Origin of the sequence: Flavobacterium sp. SLB02 (genome assembly GCF_009664855.1) — a bacterium.
Taxonomy (GTDB): domain Bacteria; phylum Bacteroidota; class Bacteroidia; order Flavobacteriales; family Flavobacteriaceae; genus Flavobacterium.
Genome location: NZ_CP045928.1, coordinates 6,162,172 through 6,183,462 on the forward strand (window position 1 = coordinate 6,162,172; position 21,291 = coordinate 6,183,462).

19 protein-coding genes are annotated in these 21,291 nt (G+C 33.9%); 7 read left to right on the forward strand and 12 right to left on the reverse strand.

Going from position 1 to position 21,291, the window contains the following annotated elements; genetic code table 11:
• Positions 1-102: 102 nt before the first annotated feature.
• From GIY83_RS23830 to GIY83_RS23845, 4 genes are all read right to left on the reverse strand, one after another.
• On the reverse strand, positions 103-663 hold the full coding sequence (locus GIY83_RS23830; protein ID WP_194616852.1) for an AraC family transcriptional regulator: 561 nt from the start codon (positions 661-663) through the stop codon (positions 103-105).
• Between the two features lie 2 nt (positions 664-665).
• Positions 666-1,196 carry a DUF3347 domain-containing protein gene (locus tag GIY83_RS23835; protein ID WP_208683842.1) on the reverse strand — a complete coding sequence of 177 codons (531 nt, stop codon included), beginning with the start codon at positions 1,194-1,196 and terminating at the stop codon, positions 666-668.
• A 176-nt stretch (positions 1,197-1,372) separates the two neighbouring features.
• A complete protein-coding gene (locus GIY83_RS23840; protein ID WP_208683844.1) occupies positions 1,373-1,756 on the reverse strand; it encodes a hypothetical protein in 384 nt (127 codons plus the stop codon).
• Positions 1,757-1,828: 72 nt separating this feature from the next.
• On the reverse strand, positions 1,829-2,662 hold the full coding sequence (locus GIY83_RS23845; RefSeq protein ID WP_208683846.1) for an AraC family transcriptional regulator: 834 nt from the start codon (positions 2,660-2,662) through the stop codon (positions 1,829-1,831).
• A 102-nt stretch (positions 2,663-2,764) separates the two neighbouring features.
• On the opposite strand from GIY83_RS23845, the gene GIY83_RS23850 reads away from it, so the two are divergent.
• From GIY83_RS23850 to GIY83_RS23865, 4 genes are all read left to right on the forward strand, one after another.
• The gene (locus GIY83_RS23850; RefSeq protein WP_208683848.1) at positions 2,765-3,931 is read left to right on the forward strand and encodes an MFS transporter; all 1,167 of its coding nucleotides are present in this window, start codon (positions 2,765-2,767) and stop codon (positions 3,929-3,931) included.
• Between the two features lie 571 nt (positions 3,932-4,502).
• The gene (locus GIY83_RS23855; protein ID WP_194616847.1) at positions 4,503-7,736 is read left to right on the forward strand and encodes a TonB-dependent receptor; all 3,234 of its coding nucleotides are present in this window, start codon (positions 4,503-4,505) and stop codon (positions 7,734-7,736) included.
• A gap of 16 nt (positions 7,737-7,752) precedes the next feature.
• Complete coding sequence (locus GIY83_RS23860) at positions 7,753-9,546, forward strand: RagB/SusD family nutrient uptake outer membrane protein (protein WP_194616846.1); 1,794 nt, start codon at positions 7,753-7,755, stop codon at positions 9,544-9,546.
• Between the two features lie 33 nt (positions 9,547-9,579).
• Positions 9,580-11,145, forward strand: a complete 1,566-nt coding sequence (locus GIY83_RS23865) for a DUF5123 domain-containing protein (protein ID WP_208683851.1) — start codon at positions 9,580-9,582, stop codon at positions 11,143-11,145.
• 118 nt (positions 11,146-11,263) lie between these two features.
• On the opposite strand, the gene GIY83_RS23870 is transcribed toward GIY83_RS23865, so the two are convergent.
• From GIY83_RS23870 to GIY83_RS23905, 8 genes are all read right to left on the reverse strand, one after another.
• A complete protein-coding gene (locus GIY83_RS23870; RefSeq protein ID WP_194616844.1) occupies positions 11,264-11,836 on the reverse strand; it encodes a pentapeptide repeat-containing protein in 573 nt (190 codons plus the stop codon).
• A 41-nt stretch (positions 11,837-11,877) separates the two neighbouring features.
• Complete coding sequence (locus GIY83_RS23875; protein WP_194616843.1) at positions 11,878-12,078, reverse strand: hypothetical protein; 201 nt, start codon at positions 12,076-12,078, stop codon at positions 11,878-11,880.
• A gap of 70 nt (positions 12,079-12,148) precedes the next feature.
• On the reverse strand, positions 12,149-13,069 hold the full coding sequence (locus GIY83_RS23880) for an AraC family transcriptional regulator (protein ID WP_208683853.1): 921 nt from the start codon (positions 13,067-13,069) through the stop codon (positions 12,149-12,151).
• Positions 13,070-13,071: 2 nt separating this feature from the next.
• On the reverse strand, positions 13,072-13,635 hold the full coding sequence (locus GIY83_RS23885) for a DUF6642 family protein (RefSeq protein ID WP_194616841.1): 564 nt from the start codon (positions 13,633-13,635) through the stop codon (positions 13,072-13,074).
• A gap of 678 nt (positions 13,636-14,313) precedes the next feature.
• Positions 14,314-14,703 carry a hypothetical protein gene (locus GIY83_RS23890; protein WP_228520459.1) on the reverse strand — a complete coding sequence of 130 codons (390 nt, stop codon included), beginning with the start codon at positions 14,701-14,703 and terminating at the stop codon, positions 14,314-14,316.
• A 240-nt stretch (positions 14,704-14,943) separates the two neighbouring features.
• Entirely contained in the window at positions 14,944-15,270 is a 327-nt protein-coding gene (locus GIY83_RS23895; RefSeq protein WP_121322022.1) for a multidrug efflux SMR transporter, read from the reverse strand.
• 64 nt (positions 15,271-15,334) lie between these two features.
• Positions 15,335-15,898, reverse strand: coding sequence for a Crp/Fnr family transcriptional regulator (locus GIY83_RS23900; protein ID WP_194616840.1), 564 nt, complete (start codon positions 15,896-15,898; stop codon positions 15,335-15,337).
• A 106-nt stretch (positions 15,899-16,004) separates the two neighbouring features.
• Positions 16,005-17,486: a PLP-dependent aminotransferase family protein gene (locus GIY83_RS23905; RefSeq protein WP_194616839.1), complete on the reverse strand. Its 1,482-nt coding sequence runs from the start codon at positions 17,484-17,486 to the stop codon at positions 16,005-16,007.
• A gap of 64 nt (positions 17,487-17,550) precedes the next feature.
• Here GIY83_RS23905 and GIY83_RS23910 point away from each other — a divergent pair, with 64 nt between their 5' ends.
• The 3 genes from GIY83_RS23910 to GIY83_RS23920 all read left to right on the forward strand — a co-directional run bounded on the left by GIY83_RS23910 (position 17,551) and on the right by GIY83_RS23920 (position 21,245).
• Entirely contained in the window at positions 17,551-19,413 is a 1,863-nt protein-coding gene (locus tag GIY83_RS23910) for a TonB-dependent siderophore receptor (protein ID WP_208683855.1), read from the forward strand.
• A gap of 178 nt (positions 19,414-19,591) precedes the next feature.
• The gene (locus GIY83_RS23915; protein ID WP_194616837.1) at positions 19,592-20,440 is read left to right on the forward strand and encodes an AraC family transcriptional regulator; all 849 of its coding nucleotides are present in this window, start codon (positions 19,592-19,594) and stop codon (positions 20,438-20,440) included.
• A 79-nt stretch (positions 20,441-20,519) separates the two neighbouring features.
• Positions 20,520-21,245 (forward strand): siderophore-interacting protein, encoded by a 726-nt coding sequence (locus GIY83_RS23920; RefSeq protein WP_194616836.1) that lies wholly within the window; start codon positions 20,520-20,522, stop codon positions 21,243-21,245.
• The last annotated feature ends 46 nt before the right edge of the window (positions 21,246-21,291 follow it).

Consider the following 21,291-nt stretch of genomic DNA (forward strand, 5'->3'; position numbering starts at 1 on the left):
GCGAAGTTTTATGTTTATTAAGATAATAAAAATAATCTCTCGCAGATTCTGCGAGAGATTAAAAACTTTGTGCTTTTGCGACTTTGCGAGACAATTGACCTTTTACAAATTCTCTATTTGAATGCGTTTTTTATCCTTCAGCTGTTTAAAATAAGTAGGCGTGAAACCCGTAATCTTCTTAAACTGATTGCTTAAATGAGCGACATTGCTATAGTTTAGTATGTCAGCAATTTCGCTTAACGAAAGTTCATTATAAATCAGTAGTTCTTTTACCTTTTCTATTTTTTGGCTGATAAAGTATTTTTCAATGGTAGTATTTTCAATTTCCGAGAACAGATTACTCAGCATGCTGTAATCCTGATTGAGGTTTTCGACCAAATAATCAGACAAATTAACTTTGAGTTCGTTATTTTTATGATGAACCAAATCGACAATTAGATTTTTAATTTTCTCAATGGTTTTACTTTTTTTATCGTCAATAAAATCGAAACCCAAAGCCTGAAGGTTTTTTAGTAAAATCTCTTTTTGAGAATCGGTAATATCATCTTGCAGTTCTACTTCGCCTAATTCAACAGAAATAGTATGAAGTCCGAGTTTGTCCAACTCAGACTTCACAACCATTTTACAGCGACCACACACCATGTTTTTGATGTAGAGTGTCATATTTATTTGATGGTTTCTACCACGTTTCCGCAAGTCAGCATCGAAGAACCGTAATATGGATTCTTAACTGCTTTTTCTTTGCTTAACCAATCAGCATCTGCCATTGGGCAATATTGTTTGTAAACCGCTACATCAGATTTAGAAACTTTAATTAAATCGTAGGTGTTTTTTGAAAGTGATTTAAAAGTCTCACGTTGTTTTTTAAGATCAGAAGTACCTGAAATATTTTTGGCATCGGCGGTTAATTTTTTTACCACTTTCATCCAAACAGTATGTTCGTTACTTTTTAGCTTATCCATTTTTACGGCAGTAATTGCAGCTAGTAAATCATTAGCTTTCGCCGAAGTTAATTTGGCATCGCTTTTTATTAAAGCATCTTTTACCGTAAAATAAGCATCATAAACAGCTTGTAACTGACTAGAATCAACATCTTCATTTGTAGTTATTACTGTTTTTATTGTAGTTGCCTGAATAGTATTTGTAGAAAATAATAATGTGATTACTACTGCTATAGTTAAAATTGTCTTTTTCATTTTATGTGATTTTTGATAGAGAATATGAATTTATCCTCTAAGTTAAATAAATTTATTTTTTAATTCAATACTTAATCTCGCAAAGTCCCAGTGACGCAAAGTTTGATTTTTCTCTCAGAACCTTAGAGTTTTAGAGCCTTAGCGGCTAAACATAATTATGGCTGTCAGAAATCCAATTATTTTATTTTTGGAGGTAACCAGATAGAAGTAAAACCATCAGAAATACTAGCATTATTGTAGTATGAGATTGGCTTTTTTGTAGAAAAATTAAAAAGATTATTGCTTAAATCAATTTCGTTTGTGACTAAGCTCAATTGAAGAAATGAAGTTGTACAACCCGAATGGTCGCATTTTCCGTTGCAGCCGTTTTGGCCTTTTTTATCTTTTTTATTTTCTTTACAACAATTCTTTTTGCAGGAATTTGAAGTTTCTTTTTTAGAAGTTTCCTTCTTTTTACAATCCATTTTCTCTTGGGCTCTTCCACAAGCATAACCCGAACTGGACATCAAAAAGAAGCCAAGAGTTAAAAAGAGAAATAATATGTGGAATTTTTTAGTCAATGAAATTGTTTTTTGAAAGTACAAATTTAGATATTTTTTTTAAGAGCAACTATATATTTAAGATTTCCAATTTTAAGTTTTTTTGAAATCTGTAGGTTTCATGTTTTTTCTCTTCTTAAAATAGTTCGAAAGATGACTTTCATCTGTAAAACCAAACTCATACGCAATTTGTTTAATAGGAAGCTGATTGTTGTGAATTCGTTTTTCGATTAATGTAGTTCTCAAATTATGAATATATTCACGATAACTAATAGCGAATGTTCTTTTGAAATAAGCGCTAAAATAGGTTTCTGCGATATTAAAATGATTCGCAATCACTTTTATCTGAACCAATTTTGGCTGGTAGATATTCTGATGAATATAAGAAGTGATTTGTTCATTATCAATCGAATTTCCTTTCACGACAAGATTCTGCCCGCGCATGGTTTCTTTAATTAACCCGAAAATCGAAAGAATCTGATAGAATACAATAGGCGAGGTAGAAACGTCGGTTTTGCAATTGTAAGCTGCAATGTTTTCGATTGTGTTTTTTAATATTGTTTTGCAGGGATCATCTAGTTTAAGAACGGTTTCTTTTAATGTTTTATCACGCATGAAACTTTCCGGAGTGTGAATTAAAAATTCATCGCAAGTAAGGTTTTGTTTCGAGTTGAAATAATTATCGGTAAACTTAATATAGAAAAAACGGGTCGATTTTTTAATATCGAAATAATGCTCGTCTTCCGGCGAAATCACAAAAAGATCACCTGTTTTATAAGGTAATAAGTTGTTGTTCAGATGGTGAACGCCGTTTCCTTTTTTGATATAAATAATTTCATAATAAGTATGGGTGTGCGGCGGAAGGTGAAATTTCTCGTCTTCAAATTCATCAATGACCAGAGTTTTGAATTGATTTAATATTGGCATATCTTAAATTTACAAGTTTATATCACAAATGTACAACTAATTTTCTGTTTAACAGCGTTAACTTTGCACCATAGAAAATCTATTCCTTTCTTGTAAAAACAAATGAAAAAAAGTCTTATCGCACTCTCATTAGGAGGATTAACTATCGGTATTACCGAGTTTGTTATGATGGGTTTGTTGCCAGATATTGCCTCAGATATGAAAGTTTCGATTCCGGTCGCAGGATATTTAATTTCTGCATATGCGCTGGGAGTTGTTATTGGAGCTCCTTTATTAGTCATCCTGGGAAGAAACTTTCCGCCAAAAAAAATGCTTTTAATTTTAGCATTGATGTTAACTGTATTTAATGCGCTTTCGATCATCGCGCCTACCTATAATTTTTTATTCGCCTCCAGATTTCTTTCGGGATTACCACACGGAGCCTTTTTTGGGGTTGGAGCAGTTGTAGCGAGCCGCCTGGCCGATAAAGGCAAAGAAGCGCAGGCTATTGCAATTATGTTCTCGGGTCTAACATTGGCCAATTTAATAGGGGTGCCTATTGGTACTTATATAGGACATCATTTTATATGGCGTTATACTTTTATATTAATTGCTGCTGTTGGCTTGCTTACCTTTTTATTTATTTCTTTATGGATGCCAAATCTGGAGAAAAGCGGAAATGTAAATATGAAAACCCAATTGCAATTTTTCAAGAAAACCGAAGCCTGGCTAATTATCGGAATTACTGCAGTGGGGTTTGGAGGATTGTTTGCCTGGATTAGTTATATCGCGCCTTTATTAATTAATGTATCTAAATTTTCGGCCGAAGACGTTTCGTATATTTTGATTTTAGCAGGTTTGGGTATGGTAGTTGGTAACTTTTTGGGAGGTAAACTGGCTGATAAATATTCGCCGGCACCAACCGTATTAGCTTTATTATTTGTAATGTCAATCGATTTAATTCTGGTTTATTTATTCTCTTCAAATCAATACATTTCTTTATTCCTGACTTTCTTAACCGGTGCTATTTCTTTTTCTGTTATTGCACCCATCCAAATGTTAATGATTAAAACGGCCAAAGATGCTGAGATGATTGCCTCGGCAGCACTTCAGGGAAGTTTTAATATCGGGAATGCTTTGGGAGCCTTTTTAGGAGGATTACCGTTAGCTGCAGGATACAGTTATGCCTCGCCAAACCTTATTGGTGTTGTAATGGCAATTATTGGAATGGTTGTCACCTTTGTTCTAATGCAAAAACATAAAAGCAATTTACAATTGCAGCGTGCTTAAGAAGATGTAAATATTTTCTTTTAAAAATAGAAAGCTCTTAAACAAATTTGTTTAAGGGCTTTTTTTGTGTGGTTATAAGTTAATCAATCCATTTTTGAGCTATTGTCTTTCTTCATTATGAATCTTTCACGAATTCATTGATATTTTTTCTCATTCTCTTTAAGAATATTTGCGGTCTTGATTTGATCATTACTAAATCTGCAGTCATTAGAGATGTAATCGATTGTTTTTTCTGTAAAATCGCAATGAATTCACAAAAAAATAATATTATAATTCATATTTATATTCGACTAAAATTACATTAGTCGTATAAAAAGGGCATTTTATTTTTAATGCTTTATTTTATTTATGAAATTATTATGAATTTTAACTTTTTATATAAAAAAAATATTTATGTTTGTGTAATCGATTACAACTTTTTATCATAGCATTAAAAAGGAGCTGTTTAGAAATTAAAACAAGCATTATTCTCAGTAAGAATAGCCTTTTAGTAAATAAAAAGCGGAATAGATTACAACTTTAAAAAACCACTTATAAAACAATAAACTATTAATAACTTAAACAATCAACCATGAATTTTAAAGATTTATTTAACAAAGGAACACATTGTTGCTTTGCAGTTGTTTTCTTATTGTGTTTACTGACGAGCAATAGAATGAATGCTCAAACCGTAACACTTGAAGGAACCGTTAAAGATGCTGCAGGACTAACTTTACCCGGTGTTAATGTATTAGAAAAAGGAACAAAAAATGGTGCTTCTACAGATTTTGACGGACGCTATAAACTAAAACTTTCAAACCCGAAAGCTATAGTTACTTATTCCTTTATAGGTTTTAAGACTAAAGAAGAAGCCGTTGCCGGTAAATCGAAACTTGATGTTGTTTTATCTGAGGACTCCAATGCATTAAATGAAGTTGTTGTTGTTGGGTACGGATCAGTAAAGAAATCTGATTTAACAGGTGCAGTTTCTTCAATTTCAGGAAATGAATTGAAGAAAGTTCCTGTTTCTAATATTGCAGAAGCTTTAACGGGAAGAATAGCGGGAGTTCAGGTGACTTCAAGTGAAGGTTCTCCGGATGCAGATATTAAGATTAGAGTTCGTGGCGGAGGATCGTTAACCCAGGATGCTTCACCTTTAATTATAGTGGATGGTTTTCCTGTAAACAGTATGAGCGATATTGCAGCTTCTAATGTTGAATCAATGACCGTATTAAAAGACGCTGCTTCTACAGCAATCTATGGTTCCAGAGGAGCAAACGGGGTTATCATTATTACAACGAAAACCGGTAAAAATGGAAAAATGGACGTAAGTTTCAATATGTTCTATGGCATGAAAACAATGGCAAATGATATTGATGTTCTTCCGGTAGATGATTTTGTAAAATGGCAATACGAATATGCTTTGCTTTCTCAAACTGATAAAACTATTATGAGCGATCCAAATTCTTATACCAAGTATTTTGGAAACTGGCAGGACCGCGATTTGTATAATGGAGTAAAAGGAACAGACTGGCAAAAGCAAATTTATGGACGTCGTGGTGAAGTAAGTAGCCGTGATTTAGGAATTCGCGGAGGAACAGACAAGTTGAGCTATAATTTTAATTATGCTTATTATGATGAGAAAGCCATTATGGTTGGTTCTGATTATAAAAGAAATAACTTATCATTGGCATTAAAGAATAAAGCAAGTGATAAAATTGATCTTGGTTTTACAGTACGTTATTCTGATACAAAAATAAATGGTGGTGGTGCTAATGAACAAAATGAAGTTTCATCACTAGATAGCCGTTTGCGTCACAGTGTGGGTTATTCCCCAATTCCAATGCCGGGCTTGACTACAGATAATGATGACCAAAGTGTGAACAGTTATTTAGTAAATCCATTTTTGGCGATATCAGATAATAATCGCCAGCAATCCAGAAAAAATTACAATTTATTAGGAAGCTTTGGATGGAAGCTTGCTGAAAATCTAAAATTTCAAAGTGATTTAGGATTAGATAATTACAATTATCAGGATTATCGTTTCTATGGTTCATCGACCTATTTCTCAAGTACTGCTAAAGTTGGAGCAGGAAAGCCGGCAATGGTGATGAGCGATCGTAAAGATGTTCGTTTTAGAAATGCTAATACATTAAATTATGATTTCAAAAATATTTTGGGAGAAAACCATCATTTAACAGCACTTTTGGGAGAAGAAATGATCACTACTACTTCAAATAATGTAACCACGACAATGTTAAATTATCCTGGATTCTTTGACCTGAATGATGCAAGAAAATTGACAACTCAGGGAACACCGTTTTCTGTTGATAATTTTTACAGCCCTGATGATAAATTATTGTCATTCTTCGGACGTGTAAATTATGATTATAAAGATCGTTATTTATTAACAGCTTCTTTTCGTGCAGATGGTTCAAGCAGATTTATGGATGATAATAGATGGGGATATTTTCCAGCAGCAGCAGCAGCGTGGAAGATTTCTGAAGAAAGTTTCCTTAAAAACACTTCATGGCTGAATCTCTTGAAGTTAAGACTTAGTTATGGTGAAGCGGGTAATAATAATATTCCGGTAGGACAAACAGTTCAAAGTTATATGTCTAATACGAACTCTTATATAAATGGTTTTGAAAGCTATTGGGCTCCATCGAGTGTTTTGGCAAATCCTAATTTGAAATGGGAAACTACCGTTACACAAAACGTTGGTCTTGATTTTGGATTCTTTAAAAATCGTTTGAATGGAACTTTTGATGTGTATAAAAATGTAACTCATGATTTGTTAATAGAATTTCCGGTAGGAGGTACAGGATATAAAACTCAGTACAGAAATATGGGTGAAACTCAAAATACAGGTTTCGAAGCTACCGTAAACTTTGTAGCAATTGAAAGAGAGAATTTTGGTTTAAATTTTTCTGTGAATGTAGGTATTAACAAAAACAGAATTAATTCTCTTGGTGTGATGGACAATTTTGGAGTAAATACCAACTGGGCATCTACTGATATTGGTAATGATTACGCAGTAAATGTGGGTTCACCAATGGGGTTAATGTACGGTTATCAAAGTGCCGGACGATACGAAGTATCGGATTTTGATTACACTGGAGGAAAGTATATTTTAAAATCCGGTGTTGTTGATGCAAGTAGTGCTATTGGGAGTGCTGTACAGCCAGGAATGATGAAATTAAAAAATACAGATGGTTCTGCAGATAATAAAGTTACCGCATCAGATCAAACCATTATTGGTAATGCAAATCCAAAAAGTACTGGAGGTTTAGTTATCAATGCGAATGCTTATGGTTTTGATCTTTCTGCGGCTTTCAACTGGACTATTGGAAATGATATCTACAATGCTAACAAAGCTGAGTTTTCAACTTCAAACAGAAACGGGCAATATAAAAATTTAAGCACTGAAATGGCAGATGGTACAAGATGGACAAATTTAGATCCTGCTTCTGGGCAATTAGTGACAGATCCTGCTACATTAGAGGCGCTAAATGCCAACACGACAATGTGGTCTCCTTACATGCAGAAATTTATGTTTACAGACTGGGCAGTAGAAGATGGCTCTTTCTTTAGGTTAAATAATTTAACCTTAGGGTACAGCACACCGCAAGCATTGACCTCGAAACTGGGAGTAAGTAAGTTAAGGTTCTATTTTACAGCAACTAATGTTTTTATAATTACAAATTATTCTGGTCCGGATCCTGAGGTGTCAACAAAAAGAAAAACACCACTTACGCCAGGAGTTGATTATTCAGCATATCCTCGCAGCAGACAATTGGTTTTTGGTTTAAACCTTAATTTCTAATTTAAAATTTATCAAAATGAAATATAAAGTAATAATAGCAGGATTGATTATCTCAGGTTTGTTGGCTTCTTGTCAGGATTTTGGAGATGAATTCTTTGATACTCCTGCGCAATCGACATTAGGAGACGAGATTATCTTTGCTAATGCTGAATTAGCACAAGGTGCTGTTGACGGTATAAAGGTATCATTTGGAGAGGAGCAGTCCTACAGAGGAAGACTTTTAGCTTATCAGGGATTGAATACAGATACGGAGTGGCTTTTAGCATCTTCTAGTGATAACGTTAAATCTGATTTGGTAGTTTACAATGCAAGACCCGATAATACAGAAATGAACTCGCCAAAAAATGCCTGGGCAATGATGTATGAAGGAATTGAACGTGCCAATTTGTGTATTAGAGGTTTGCGTAGATATGGTAATGTAAAATCTAATAAAGAATTAGGACAATTGTTAGGAGAAGCATTGACACTTCGTGCCATTTATTATGCCGATTTGGTAAGAAACTGGGGGGATGTTCCTGCCCGTTTTGAACCAGTTGTTACTGCAACTATTTATATACCTAAAACAAGCCGTGACGAAATTTATAAGCAATTGATTGCAGATTTAGGTGAAGCTTCAGATTTGGTAGCCTGGCCTAATGAAACTGCAGCAACAAACAGTACAGAACGAGTAAATAAAGCTTTTGTAAAAAGTTTAAGAGCTCGTCTGGCAATGATGGCAAGCGGATATCAGCAATATTCTGATGGAGTTAGAAGAAGTAAAGATCCGGAGCTTTCAGTAGCAAAAATGTATAAGCTGGCATTAGATGAATGCCGTTCAGTTATTAATAGTGGTTCTGCACATTTAGAACCAACTTTTGAAGGATTGTGGAGAAAATACAATCAGGAAGTTGTAACAGCCGGAGGAGAATCACTTTGGGAAATTCCTTTTGCCGCTACAAGAGGAAGGGTACTCTTTACCTTTGCCGTTAGACATGATGCTGCAGATCAGTTTCAACAAATGGGAACTAATAAAGGTGGAGTTAACGGCCCGTTGCCATTTGTTTTTTATGATTATGACAGGGCTGATACCCGCAGAGATGTTACTTGCGTACCTTATAAATGGGGAGCTGCTGTAAATGGTAAAGCAAAACAAGAACTTACGGATTTACAGACCTGGTATTTTGGTAAATATCGTTTTGAATGGATGAACCGTCTTGTTACGGCTCCAAATGACGATGGTCTAAATAAAATTTATATGCGATATGCAGAAGTGCTTTTAATTGCTGCCGAGACTGCTAACGAAATAGAAGGGCCAGGAGCTGCTGCAGGTTATTTAAAAGAAATCCGACGCAGGGCTTTTGCGCCTGCAGATCAGGCTGTAAAAGTAGACACTTATGTTGATAAACTGACTGGTAAAGATGCTATGTTTAATGCTATTGTTGAAGAAAATAAATATGAATTTACAGGAGAAATGGAGCGTAAATTTTCTCTTGTAAGATGGAATTTGTTAAAAGTAAAATTAGACGAAGCTAAAGTTAAAATGGCTGATCTTAAAACACGTTCTGCTGCTTATGCAGATGTGCCTTCAATATTGTACTATAAATATAAAGATGACGGAATTACATTGGATATTTATGGTTTAAACCGAGGTGAAACTGTAGCTCCGGTTGGTTTTACATCCAAAGCATGGGATAAATTAGAAGATAATAAAATAACTACTTTGTACAAAGCCGGAGTTGATCCTGATAAAAGACAATTTTGGCCAATTTGGCAAACTTTTATTGATGCAAGCAACGGTCAGTTAACAAATGACTGGGTCTTAGGAAACTAATCAAAATAACAAATAAATTATAGTTATATAATTATGAAAGCAAAATATATATTTAAAGGATTGCTGGCTATGTTTTTATTGATAGTTGCCGGTTGCGAAAGCTACAACGAACCAGTATTGGAAGACATAGGAGCAAGTAGCGTATTTTCTCCAATAGAGCTTAAAGCCTTTGTTAGAAATCAAACTTCAGTCGAATTGAACTGGACAGTAAAAAATGATGTAGATCATTACGTGGTAGAATTTAGCGCAGACGACACTGAGTTTAAAACAATCTACAAAACAGTTAATGTATTACCAACAGAACTTCCGGTAACAATTCCGTTAGAAGGAGAAACCGTTTATTCAATCAGGGTAAAAGGAGTAAGTGCAGCAGGTTTAGCAGATTCTAAATGGTCTTATGTCACTGCAAAAACATTAACGGAGCAAATTTTATTTCCTATTGAGGACAAAGATGTTGAGGCAACAAAAGTTACCTTAAGATGGACTCCAAATAGTACTGTAACTCAAATTACGATTGCACCGGGCGGAATTACACACAACATTACACCTGCAGAAAAAACAGAGGGAGTGGCAGTTGTAATGGGATTAACTGGTGAAACAGATTATGCAGTGACTTTATTAAACGGAACTAAAACAAGAGGAGTCAGAAGCTTTAAAACTGGAATCGATATAGGAACTGGTATTTTAGTAAAAGAAACAGATGACTTAAATGCTGTAATTACAGCCGCTCCTGCAGGTTCAACATTAGTGTTGATGCCTGGAGATTATAATGTGTTTAAAGGTGAGATAATAGTAAATAAAGAAATTACCATAAGAGGATTACGAGCTGGCGATAAACCAAAATTACATGTTAAGTTTACACTTACTGCAGGTACTGGTAAAGTTTCATTAATTGATTTGGATTCAGAGGGAACCTCTGTGGGAGATACTAGTTTTATTACAGTATCTGGCGCTAATACTAATTATGGAGATATTTTAATTAGTGGTTGTTATATTCACGACTATTTACGTGCCTTAATGTATGGAGCTGTATCTGGTTCAAAAGTAACTTCATTTACTGTGGATAATACTATTGTAAAAAATGTAAATACTAATGCACAAGCAGATTTTATAGATTTCAGAAATACTTACGTAGCAAGTATAGTGGTGAAAAACAGTACCTTCAACTCTTGTTCAATAGGACGTGATTTTGTTCGAGTTGATGCGGTACTTCCTGCTAATGGTGGTTTTTCAGGAACTGGATTAACAACAAATGTGTTAATTGATGGTTGTACATTATATAATGTGTCAAATACTGCGGGGAATAAAAGAATTTTATATTTGCGTTTTGGATCAAATACATCAACAGTAAAAAATACTTTGATTACATCAACAAGTGCAATTTATACCAATCAGACAACTACATTCCAGCCATTATTTAATAAGAACTATTATTATTTAGCACCAAGTTTCACTAATACTGCAATTGCAAGTAATAAGGTGGATACTTCAGCAACTACTGCAAACCCACAATTTACAGATGCTGCAGGTGGTAATTTTACAATTGGTAATCAAACATTAAAAGACAATTTAATTGGAGATCCACGTTGGATTAAATAAGTAATATTTATAGATTAGTTTAAAAAGGGATGCAGTTTTTGCATCTCTTTTTTTTTTGTTTCTAATTTTGTAAAGATTTTCACACTCACTTCAAAACCCCGACTGAAAACTTTTTCAATTATTCAATATCCAAATCAAATTTTTCTAATAATCCCGCAAGTGCAGCATGGGATACTTTGGTTCTTTTAATTTTATTTTCAGATGGATCAAAAGTGTAATTTCTTGACGTTCTGAAATCTGTTTTCTCTAAAATACAATCCTGAAAAGTAGCATTGGCAAGATCACAATTTTTAAAAATAGACAAAGACAAATCAGTATTCGAAAAATCTACATCTTTTAGGGAGCAATCTATGAAGTTTGTCTTTTTTAATTTTTTGTAAATAAAAGTCGAATAATCAAGAAGACAATCCTGAAAAGACATCGAAAATAAAAAGCTATTGCTGGCACTGAAATCTAATCCCATTAATTTACAGCCAATAAATTTGATGTTTTTTAATCCTGTATTTTTAAGAACAGAAAGCGAGAGATTACAGTTTTTAAAAGTACAATCTAAAAAATCGATCGAACTAAAATCACTTTTAGAAAAGTTGCAATTGATAAATTCGCAGTTTACAAATTCATTATCAGATAATTTCTGATCAGAGTAATCAATAGTGTCAAAGGTTTTGTTCTGGTGCAATGCAGTATCCATGATGTTAAGTTGAGGTTTTAGAGGATTTAAAAAATGGCAGTTTATTCTAATTCGATACAATCGAAAACTTCATTTTTTAATACCCTTTCGTTTATTTCGTCTTCACTGTCAATTCTTAAAATGTTATCACAATCTTCAAGATCAAAATTCCATAAAGCGTTTGGCAGCAATTCCTGAAGTAATGCATTTGCGAACTCTAATTTCGAATTTGTATCAACGGAAGTTTTAAAAACATAAATCATAATTTGCTTTTTTTATGTTTGCAAATTTCAATAAAGGCTTTTCGTTTTGATAGGATTCTGCAAGCAATAATTAGGATTTATCAATCAATTTTCGGTACTGAACAGGAGTAATTCCTTCATGTTTTTTAAAGAAACGGCTAAAGTAGGATTGATCTTCGTGACCTACCTTCATGGCGATTTCACTAACAGAAAGCGTAGTTTGGTACAATAGATATTTGGTTTCCAGTAATATGGTTTCATCAATCCATTTTGCTGCTGATTTTCCTGTAACAGTTCTCACAGATTTATTCAAATGATTTGGCGTAACGTTTAATAACGACGCATAATAATGAACCAAATGGTGTGTTTTTATATTTTGATGAATTAACTCTTTGAACTTGTTTGCAATAACTTCGGCAGCCGAAATGCTTTTAGCACTTTTAACCGAATTTTTATTCATTTCATAAAACAATGTAATCAAATACGATTGCACGATATTGAGATTTGCACTTGAGGTTTCAGAATATTCTTTTTGAAGCCGCTTAAGAATAGCTGTAATATCAGTAACATCGTTAACATCCAGCGTGATTTTTGGATTACCGGAAATTTTCATAAAATCAAATTCATTAATCATTTCGCGGCTGCCGTATTTTCCAATTAAAATATCGGGGTGAAATTGGCATATATAACCTTTGTGTATATTATTAACATTCTCAAGCGAGAAGATCTGGCCTGCAGGTATCACAATTATTTCGTTATCTGTAGTCGTAAATTCCTGATATCCCAATTTCATAACATGCTGACCTGAGGAAATAAAAATTAAAGTGTGGCAAGAATGTTTAGAAGGCGGAACCGGATACTGCATTTGCATCATGTCCTCAATTTCAAGACAGAAAAAATGATCGGAATTCGATTTGAAAAGCAAATGAATAGGATTGTCTTGTCCTAGAAACTTCTCGCGAAATCCTGTTGGGCTATAGGTTTTTATTTTTTCAATTGTCTTTGCTTTCATATTCAATAATACAATCTAAAATCGAGCAATTTGCACAAAGCATAATGTTTTTGATACAATTCCTCTACCACTTCAGTAATATCATCATTATCCTGATACAAACTAAAAAAAGCTTTATCGATTGTACTGGAACTGGCAATTTTATTATAAGTAGATCCGTAACCAGAAATCGCGCGCGCGCCGGTGATGTCCAGAAAATATTGGGCTTCTTCGTCATTTAAATCCAGTACTTTCAGATTGGCAAAATGAATGATTTTACCTTTCATCTTCCCTTCAAAAAGTTCCGCTATTTCTTCGAGGCTGTAATAATAATCATGAAGGCAAATAGTATTGGCTTCACCTGGCATTACCAGATAAATGATCTCATAATCCTTAAAATTATGATCTTCATAAAGCAATACATTCAAACTTTCTTCCAGGCCTTCAATCGTATCGCAGGTTTTATAAATACTGGCAATACCTTGATCAATAGCGATTTCTTCTAAGTTCTTTACTACTAGAGTTGCTCTGTCATCGTCTACGTCTGGAACACCTTCGAGGCAGAAGATGAATTTTTCGTAATCCATACTATTGTTTTCGGGTTGCTGATAAGTCTTTGTTTCCTATCTCACAAAAGTATTTTTTATTGTCGAAAAACTGCTATCCGAAAAGTTTTTTAACGCATTTTTGACATTGAAGAAATAGTCAGCGATTTATTATGAGCACAATCTTATCATCCCTATTTTTATAATAGAAACATTTTTTTAGTAGCCTAATGCCGCTGAGAATGACAAGATTGTATATAAACTTTGCGCCTTAGCGTCTTTGTGCGATTAGTTTTTTCTCTCACAGATTAAGCAGATTTATTTTCGTGGTTGTCATCCCGAATGAGGACACTAGCGATAGCGAACTGGCAAAGCAATCCACACAAGTAGCTCCGTAAAGAAGATTTTTTTTTTGGTGATTAGCAAAAAGGATTTTCCTTTATCTAAGTGAAAAGCAACGTTCTTAAAATAAAAAAGATACAGACAACTTAATCTTTAATTCGTTTTGAATATAAGTTCATTCCAAAAATAATTCCTGATGATATAAACGGAACAAAAGCAGAGATTTGCCAGAAAAGATCTGTTCCCGTTTTTAGTCCTGTATTGGATATCTCGAATATTGCTAAACCAATAAAAAAATACAAAGGATTAATAGAGCAAATTGAATTTTATAGTTGATCTTCGTAGTTTTATGATTTTTATAAAATTAAATAAAAATAGTTACTCGGCTCTATTCAAAATTAAAAATCTCTGCCACCATTTTGGTGCTGCTTCGTGTAGAATTTCGGTATAATTGATAATTACAGATGCTCTTTTATTACCGCATGCAGCACATAAAGAAGCCTTTGGAGTTCTGTAAGGTTTAGAGCAATTCTCACATGCAGAACCATATAAATCAATTCGATGGTGCATGATCGCGTTAGGATTGGTTTCTTCAAATCCTGTTAGATCTTTATAATAATCCAGTAAGTCTTTAAAGCGTTTCTTTCTGGTCATACTGCATTTTCCTGTTTGAAAACCATCACGATAGAGTTTAGAGGCTATTTTATATTCCTTTTCATCCAGCATAGGAACTTCCATTTTGCAACGCCAACACCAAAGATTTTTCATGGTTTTCTTTTTCAGGTTTGAAATTTGTAATGACTATCTTTTTTAATTTTAACTAAATCTCTTGCTAATTTATAATCGTTTATTGAGAATTGTTTACGGTTTCTCACATTCTGCAAACAAAATTCGCTTTTTTAACATTTACAGCACTACGTAGAAATACCTGATTTTAAAAAATAAAAATTTAGACATAAAAAAACGGACTAGTAAATGCTAATCCGTCTGTTTTTATAAAGTTTGTTATTAATGAGAGACTGCTTTTAAACCAATAATAGAACCAATAAGGGTCGTAATAAAAAAGAGTCGCCAGAAATTAGCCGGATCTTTAAATATTAAAATACCAATTAAAACGGTTCCAACCGCTCCAATACCTGTCCAAACGGCATAAGCGGTTCCGATAGGTAAAGTTTGTGTCGCTTTCATCAAAAGTCCCATACTAACAATAAGCGATATCAAAAATCCGGTATACCACATGTACATTTCGTTTCCGGTTGTTTCTTTTGCTTTTCCTAAACATAACGTAAAGCCCACTTCAAATAAGCCGGCAATAATTAAAATAATCCAGTTCATATCTTTTTTTGCAAAGGTTAGAAAAGGAATTGACCGGGAATTTTACATTTGTTAAAAAAGCAAACTATTTTATTTCGGCTCGAATTCTACTCAGACTCACTTGAGAAATTCCTAAATAAGAGGCAATATGTCCTAATTGAACCCGCTGAATCAAATGCGGATAATCCGTAAGTAATTCTTTATAGCGTTCTGAAGCAGTACGAAATTGGCGGGAGATAAGTCGTTCTTCGGTTTTTACAAGTTCTTTTTCGGCAAATTTTCGTCCCCAGTTGGCAATATGGATGTCTTCTTCAAAGAGCTTATGCAGTTTTTCAGACTTTAATTCATATAAATCACAATCTTCCAGAAGCTCAATATCTTCATATCCTTTCTGCTTGGCGACATAACTTTTCATTGATAAAACCGTGTCTCCTTCTTTACCAAACCAAAAAGTAACCTCGTTATCATCGCGATTAGCATAAGCTCTTGCAATTCCTTTTCGAATAAAATAAATAGTGGTTTCAATTTTATCAGCGCGCAATAAAATATGACCTTTAGAGAAACGCACTTCTTTCGCGCAATTTTGAAGTTTTAGTTTTGAAAGTTCCGGAAGAGGATATATCAGGTCAAGAATTTGCTCTATTTCCATGTTATGTTTTTATTTTAAAATGTTTTAAATCAAGGCACAGATTAAAGGATTAAAGAGATTATAAAAAAATCTGCTAAATCTGCGCGAAAAATATCTAACACTTAGATTATAAAATAGTATCGAGAGACTGTCGTAAAATAGTTACGGCATTTTCCATTTCAGATGGATCAAAATGTCCGAAACCTAAACGCGTTGCCGTGAGATTTTTGGTTTGATATAAAACCGTTTTAGGCAAAAATAATCCATTTGCAGCACATTGTTTCTGCAATTGTATCAAATTAAAGTGATCCAGCCATTCTACCCAAATTGCCAAACCTCTTAGCGGAACCTGAAATTTGATTTTTCCTTCGAGCTTTTCTTTCAATAATAAAACAAAATTATCCCTGCGTTCTTTGTAGATTTTTTTGTTTTTTTTCGAAAGTCGATGCACTTCACCTTCCTTGATCCAATCGGTTAAAACCTGTTCCTTTATAACATCAATTCCGGGTTCGAGAATGTTTTGATGTTTTTCTAACTCTTTTATAAATGCAGATGGCGCAGCGATAAATCCGTAACCAAAACCTGCCGGCAGAGACCTTCCAAACGATCCAATGTAAACTACTCTTTGGTTTGAATCTAAAGCGGCGAGGGGCAATACGGGGTTATTGTCATAATGAAAATCAAAATCGTAATCATCCTCAATAATTACAAATCCGTAGCGATTGGCCAGTTCCAGAACTTCCATTCGTCTTTTTGCACTCAATGAAGTTGTTGTTGGATAATGATAATTGGACGTTAAATACAAAATCCTAATTTGATGTTCCTCGCAAATTTGTTTTAACTGTTGGGTATCGATGCCATCTTTATCAACCGGTATCGTGATTATTTGTGCGCCACTATCAGACAATGTCATATTCGAAATATAATATCCCGGAGAAGCCACCACCACTTTATCACCTGGAGAAATGAGTAGTTTGGTCACGAGATACAAACTAATTTCATGACTGCTTGTAGTAAGTAACTTGGAGGTTGAAATGCGAATTCCTCTCGTTAAATTTAAAAAATTAGAAAACTGGGTTTTAAAATTCAAATGCGATTGCGCCTGAATTTGTTCCCAGGTTTTGGTCGTTTTTTGGTTTTTTAGTTTAGAAACATACAATCTCGCCAGAACATCACTTTGTACCAATCGCAAATCAGGCAAACCATCATTAAACTGATACGGTAAATTGCTGGTTTCTTTTGGATTTTCAAGAATAGTAGAATGTTTAAAGGTAAAACCTTCGTTTGCTTTTGAAACATTTTTGTTATCGTCAGTAAAATCGGCTTTATTTTTTTGTTGTTTTTCAGATAATATAAAGGTTCCCTTGTTGGGCAAAATTTCGATCCAGCCTTGCAATTCGAGATCCTGAAAAGCTTTAATCAGAGTGTTTCTGTTTACTTCTAAGACTTTGCATAATATACGGGTTCCCGGAAGTTTTGTGCCTTCAGGAAGTAAGCCAATTTGTATCGCTTTTATAAACTCAAAAACGATTTGCAAATACAAAGCGGTAGTTTCTTCGGGCTTAAGCTGAATAAAACTTTTAAAAGGAATTTGAACCGGACTATCCATTTTTGTAAAACTGGTATACATTAGTAGTACGGCAAGATACTACTTTTGCAAAAAATTAAAACAAATGACAAAACTTTATTTTGCTGCACTGACTCTAATAAGTGTTAGTTTACAAGCTCAGGTGCAAAAAGATACCATTAATATTGATGAAGTAATTATTCATGAAAACAGGTTTAGTACACCAATATCCAAGAAAAACAGAAACGTATATGTAATTGATCAGGCCACAATTGCAAAATTACCGGGACGATCTGTTCAGGAAATTCTACAATATGCAAACGGAGTTGACCTGAGACAAAGAGGCCCTTTTGGAAGCCAGGCCGATGTAAGTGTAGACGGAGGAAGCTTCGAACAAACCGTTGTACTTATAAACGGAACCAAAATAATAGATTCTCAAACCGCGCATAATATGCTGAATCTGCCTATTCCCGTTGAGGTAATTGAAAGAATCGAAATCATACGTGGTCCGGCAGCGCTTACTTATGGAGTAAATAGTTTGACCGGAGCGATTAATATTATTACCAAAAAACCAACGCAATCCGGATTTTTAGTAAATACCTATGCAGGTTCAAACTTCGAAAAAGATACACAGGATACCGGTGATACTTTTTATGGTACCGGAATTCAGGTTGGAGGTGTTTTAAGTAAAGAGAAACAGCAACATTCACTTTTTGCTTCGCACGATAAAAGCAACGGATACCGCTATAACACCGCTTTCGAAAATAATAAAATATTCTATCAGGGTAATTACCAGTTAAATAATGCCAATGAAATTTTAACTTCATTTGGTTATATCAAGAATGGTTTTGGCGCCAACGGATTTTATGCGGCTCCGGGAGATAAAAACTCAAGCGAAGTGGTGCAAACAACTTTTGCATCTGTACAATCAAAACATCAGCTTTCTGAAAAATGGACTTTGATGCCTAGAGTAAGTTACAGATACAATTATGATGATTATCGTTATTACGGAATTGCTAATCTTAAAGCGGGTAGAAGTCAGCATTATACTAATTCAGTTGCGGCGGAATTGAATACCACGTACAAAATGGAAACTGGAGAATTAGGTTTTGGAGCCGAAGTACGAACAGAGGATATTAGTTCGTCTAACATTGGGGATCATAATCGCGACAACTACGGAATTTATCTGCAATACAGAACAACTTTTATCGAAAAGCTTGATGTAAATTTTGGAACCTATGTCAATTATAATTCAGATTATAAATGGCAGGCTTATCCGGGACTTGATGCGAGTTATGCCATAACAGATGCTTTTAAGATCATCGGAAATATCGGAACAAGCCAGCGTATTCCTTCGTTTACGGATTTATACCTCAACCAGCGTCCGGGAAATATTGGGAACTCTAATCTGGATACCGAAAATGCTTTTCAGAGTGAAATCGGATTTAAATATATCAAAAGAGATTTTAGTTTTAATGCCAATTATTTCTTTAGAAAGATCAGCAATTTTATCGATTGGACAAGAAACGTAACTACCGAGCCTTGGCAAAGTAACAATTACGGAAACCTCAATACAAATGGTTTTAACCTGCGTACCAATTATAGAGTGAGTTTTTCTAACGATTCTAAGTTGAATATCAATCTGGCATATTCTTATCTTGATTTTAAATTTCAGGATGTAATTTCGGCTGTTTATGCTAAATATTTGGTTTCGTCTCTGGAACATCAGGTAACCAATACTATAGATTTTCAGCATAAAAATTTTACGGCTTTATTCGCAACGCGTTTTAGTCAAAGAGTAACCGGACCATCGTATTGGGTAAATGATTTTAGAGTAAGTCAATCGATCAAAAAAGTAACCGTATATGTCGATGCTCAAAATATTTTCAATGCTACTTATTATGAAGTTGGTGCAGTTCCGCTTCCTTCAAGATGGTTTAGTCTTGGAGTGAAATTTGTGACTTTCTAAGTTTTCTTACTTTTTTTAATAAAGAAATAAATCCCTTTGATCAGTTTATGTTCAAAGGGATTTTGCTTTTTAAAAATAGATTACCTGATAGAGATAATCATTTTAGGATTAATTTTCTAAGTTTGTACAACCTCATCGTTTAGAACTAATATTTCCTTAATAATCAAAAAAATAAATTTTGAAAATTCCTGTTTACAATCAGAGTTCAGAAGCAGTTGGTGGTATTTATATCGCCGAATTATCTTTATTAGGAAAGGATTCAGAAACCATAAATAAATTAGGAACGCATCGTGATGATTTTTATATTTTATTTGTGCTGACGAAAGGAAAAGTGATCATGGAATGCGACATGATAGAGGTAAAAGCAAGTGCGCCAAGTATTGCAATAGTTAAACCTTTTCAGATTCATGCACCAAAAATGGTGTCGCCGGATGCAGTTGGGTATTATATTAGTGTCGCTCCATTTTTAATTCCGAATGATTGCGCAGCAGTTTTTCAGCACCTGAAAATTACTGATCAGTTCAATAAAATCGATAAACTCCAGAAGAAGGATCTTTTACAAAACGTTACGTTGTTGCACCGTTCTTTTGAAAAAGCAATTTCAAATAAAACGGCTATTGTCAATGGTCTTTTTAATGCTTTGGTTTACAGTTTTGTTAATATTTATTCAGCATCCAATACTCCGGTATCAGAACTTAAAAATCAATCGATGCTGATTTATTCTAATTTTAAACAATTAATTTCTGATGCTACTTTTTTAGAAAGTCCTTCTTTTTTTGCTAAGAAGTTAAATATTACTACTTCACATTTAAATTATTGTGTCAATATTGCGACAGGTAAATCGGTGACGTATTGGCTGCAGAATGCGATGATTATAGAAGCACAGCGATTTTTGTATTATACAGAATATGATGTCAAAGAGATCGCTTTTATGTTAGGATATGAGGACCATACTTATTTTTCGAGATTATTCAAAAAAATAACCGGCGACACCCCTTTAGTATTTAGATTAAAATTCCGCGAATAGTCCAATCATCCCTATTTCTTCTCCAACCTTTTTTTTATGTTTTAGTTTCAATTTTGCATTGAAATTAAAACATACCATTATGAATTCGATGCCCAAAATTATTGGAGATTTTATGGAACTTGCCTTTAGCAGTAAAATTTGCAAAGTAAAAGTTACGGATACTAAATTGCTGAGCGAAAATATAAAGAGAATCAGGTTCAAAGGTCATTTTCCGCACATCAATTTTAAAATTGGTCAGGCTATCATTATCAGGATTGATGATACAAATTATCGCAATTATACCCCAAGTAAATGGAATAGCGGAGAAGGAACGTTTGAAGTAATCTTTCATATTCATAAAAAAGGTCCCGGAAGTCGTTTTGTCGAAAACCTAAAACCAAATGATCAAATTACGGTAGGTTTGCCGCGAGGTTTTGAATTTTTTAAGACCGAAGAAAAATACCAGTTTTTTTATGGAGATGAAACCTGTATAAGTGTTTTTAAAAGTTTTAAAGATGAAATTAATGCGAATGAAAACAACTATTTGGGCATTTTAGAATTAGATCCAGCTTCTGCAGAAGTACCAAAAGATTTAGGAATTGCGGTTGATATTATACCCAAATCGGCTAATAGTGCTGAACGTGCCGTAAATATTCTAAATAATTTCGACGATACCATTTGGGATTTATGGCAACACGCACATTTTTATTTAATGGGAAATGCAAAGTCTATTCAGACCTTTAGGAAGGCATTAAAAGCAAAAGGTATTTCGAATAAAAAAATCTATACACAAGCCTACTGGGCAGAAGGGAAAATCGGGCTTTGATCTTTTATCATTAATTTAGATTTAATTGATTAAAGGCAATACATTT

Coding starts and splice junctions, on each gene's coding strand:
- GIY83_RS23865 (WP_208683851.1), top strand. CDS start 9,580: ATGAAAGCAAAATATATATTTAAAGGATTGCTGGCTATGTTTTTATTG.
- GIY83_RS23910 (WP_208683855.1), top strand. CDS start 17,551: ATGACAAAACTTTATTTTGCTGCACTGACTCTAATAAGTGTTAGTTTA.
- GIY83_RS23900 (WP_194616840.1), bottom strand. CDS start 15,898: ATGGAAATAGAGCAAATTCTTGACCTGATATATCCTCTTCCGGAACTT.
- GIY83_RS23870 (WP_194616844.1), bottom strand. CDS start 11,836: ATGGATACTGCATTGCACCAGAACAAAACCTTTGACACTATTGATTAC.
- GIY83_RS23885 (WP_194616841.1), bottom strand. CDS start 13,635: ATGGATTACGAAAAATTCATCTTCTGCCTCGAAGGTGTTCCAGACGTA.
- GIY83_RS23890 (WP_228520459.1), bottom strand. CDS start 14,703: ATGAAAAATCTTTGGTGTTGGCGTTGCAAAATGGAAGTTCCTATGCTG.
- GIY83_RS23845 (WP_208683846.1), bottom strand. CDS start 2,662: ATGCCAATATTAAATCAATTCAAAACTCTGGTCATTGATGAATTTGAA.
- GIY83_RS23875 (WP_194616843.1), bottom strand. CDS start 12,078: ATGATTTATGTTTTTAAAACTTCCGTTGATACAAATTCGAAATTAGAG.
- GIY83_RS23860 (WP_194616846.1), top strand. CDS start 7,753: ATGAAATATAAAGTAATAATAGCAGGATTGATTATCTCAGGTTTGTTG.
- GIY83_RS23920 (WP_194616836.1), top strand. CDS start 20,520: ATGAATTCGATGCCCAAAATTATTGGAGATTTTATGGAACTTGCCTTT.
- GIY83_RS23830 (WP_194616852.1), bottom strand. CDS start 663: ATGACACTCTACATCAAAAACATGGTGTGTGGTCGCTGTAAAATGGTT.
- GIY83_RS23880 (WP_208683853.1), bottom strand. CDS start 13,069: ATGAAAGCAAAGACAATTGAAAAAATAAAAACCTATAGCCCAACAGGA.
- GIY83_RS23895 (WP_121322022.1), bottom strand. CDS start 15,270: ATGAACTGGATTATTTTAATTATTGCCGGCTTATTTGAAGTGGGCTTT.
- GIY83_RS23905 (WP_194616839.1), bottom strand. CDS start 17,486: ATGGATAGTCCGGTTCAAATTCCTTTTAAAAGTTTTATTCAGCTTAAG.
- GIY83_RS23850 (WP_208683848.1), top strand. CDS start 2,765: ATGAAAAAAAGTCTTATCGCACTCTCATTAGGAGGATTAACTATCGGT.
- GIY83_RS23855 (WP_194616847.1), top strand. CDS start 4,503: ATGAATTTTAAAGATTTATTTAACAAAGGAACACATTGTTGCTTTGCA.
- GIY83_RS23835 (WP_208683842.1), bottom strand. CDS start 1,196: ATGAAAAAGACAATTTTAACTATAGCAGTAGTAATCACATTATTATTT.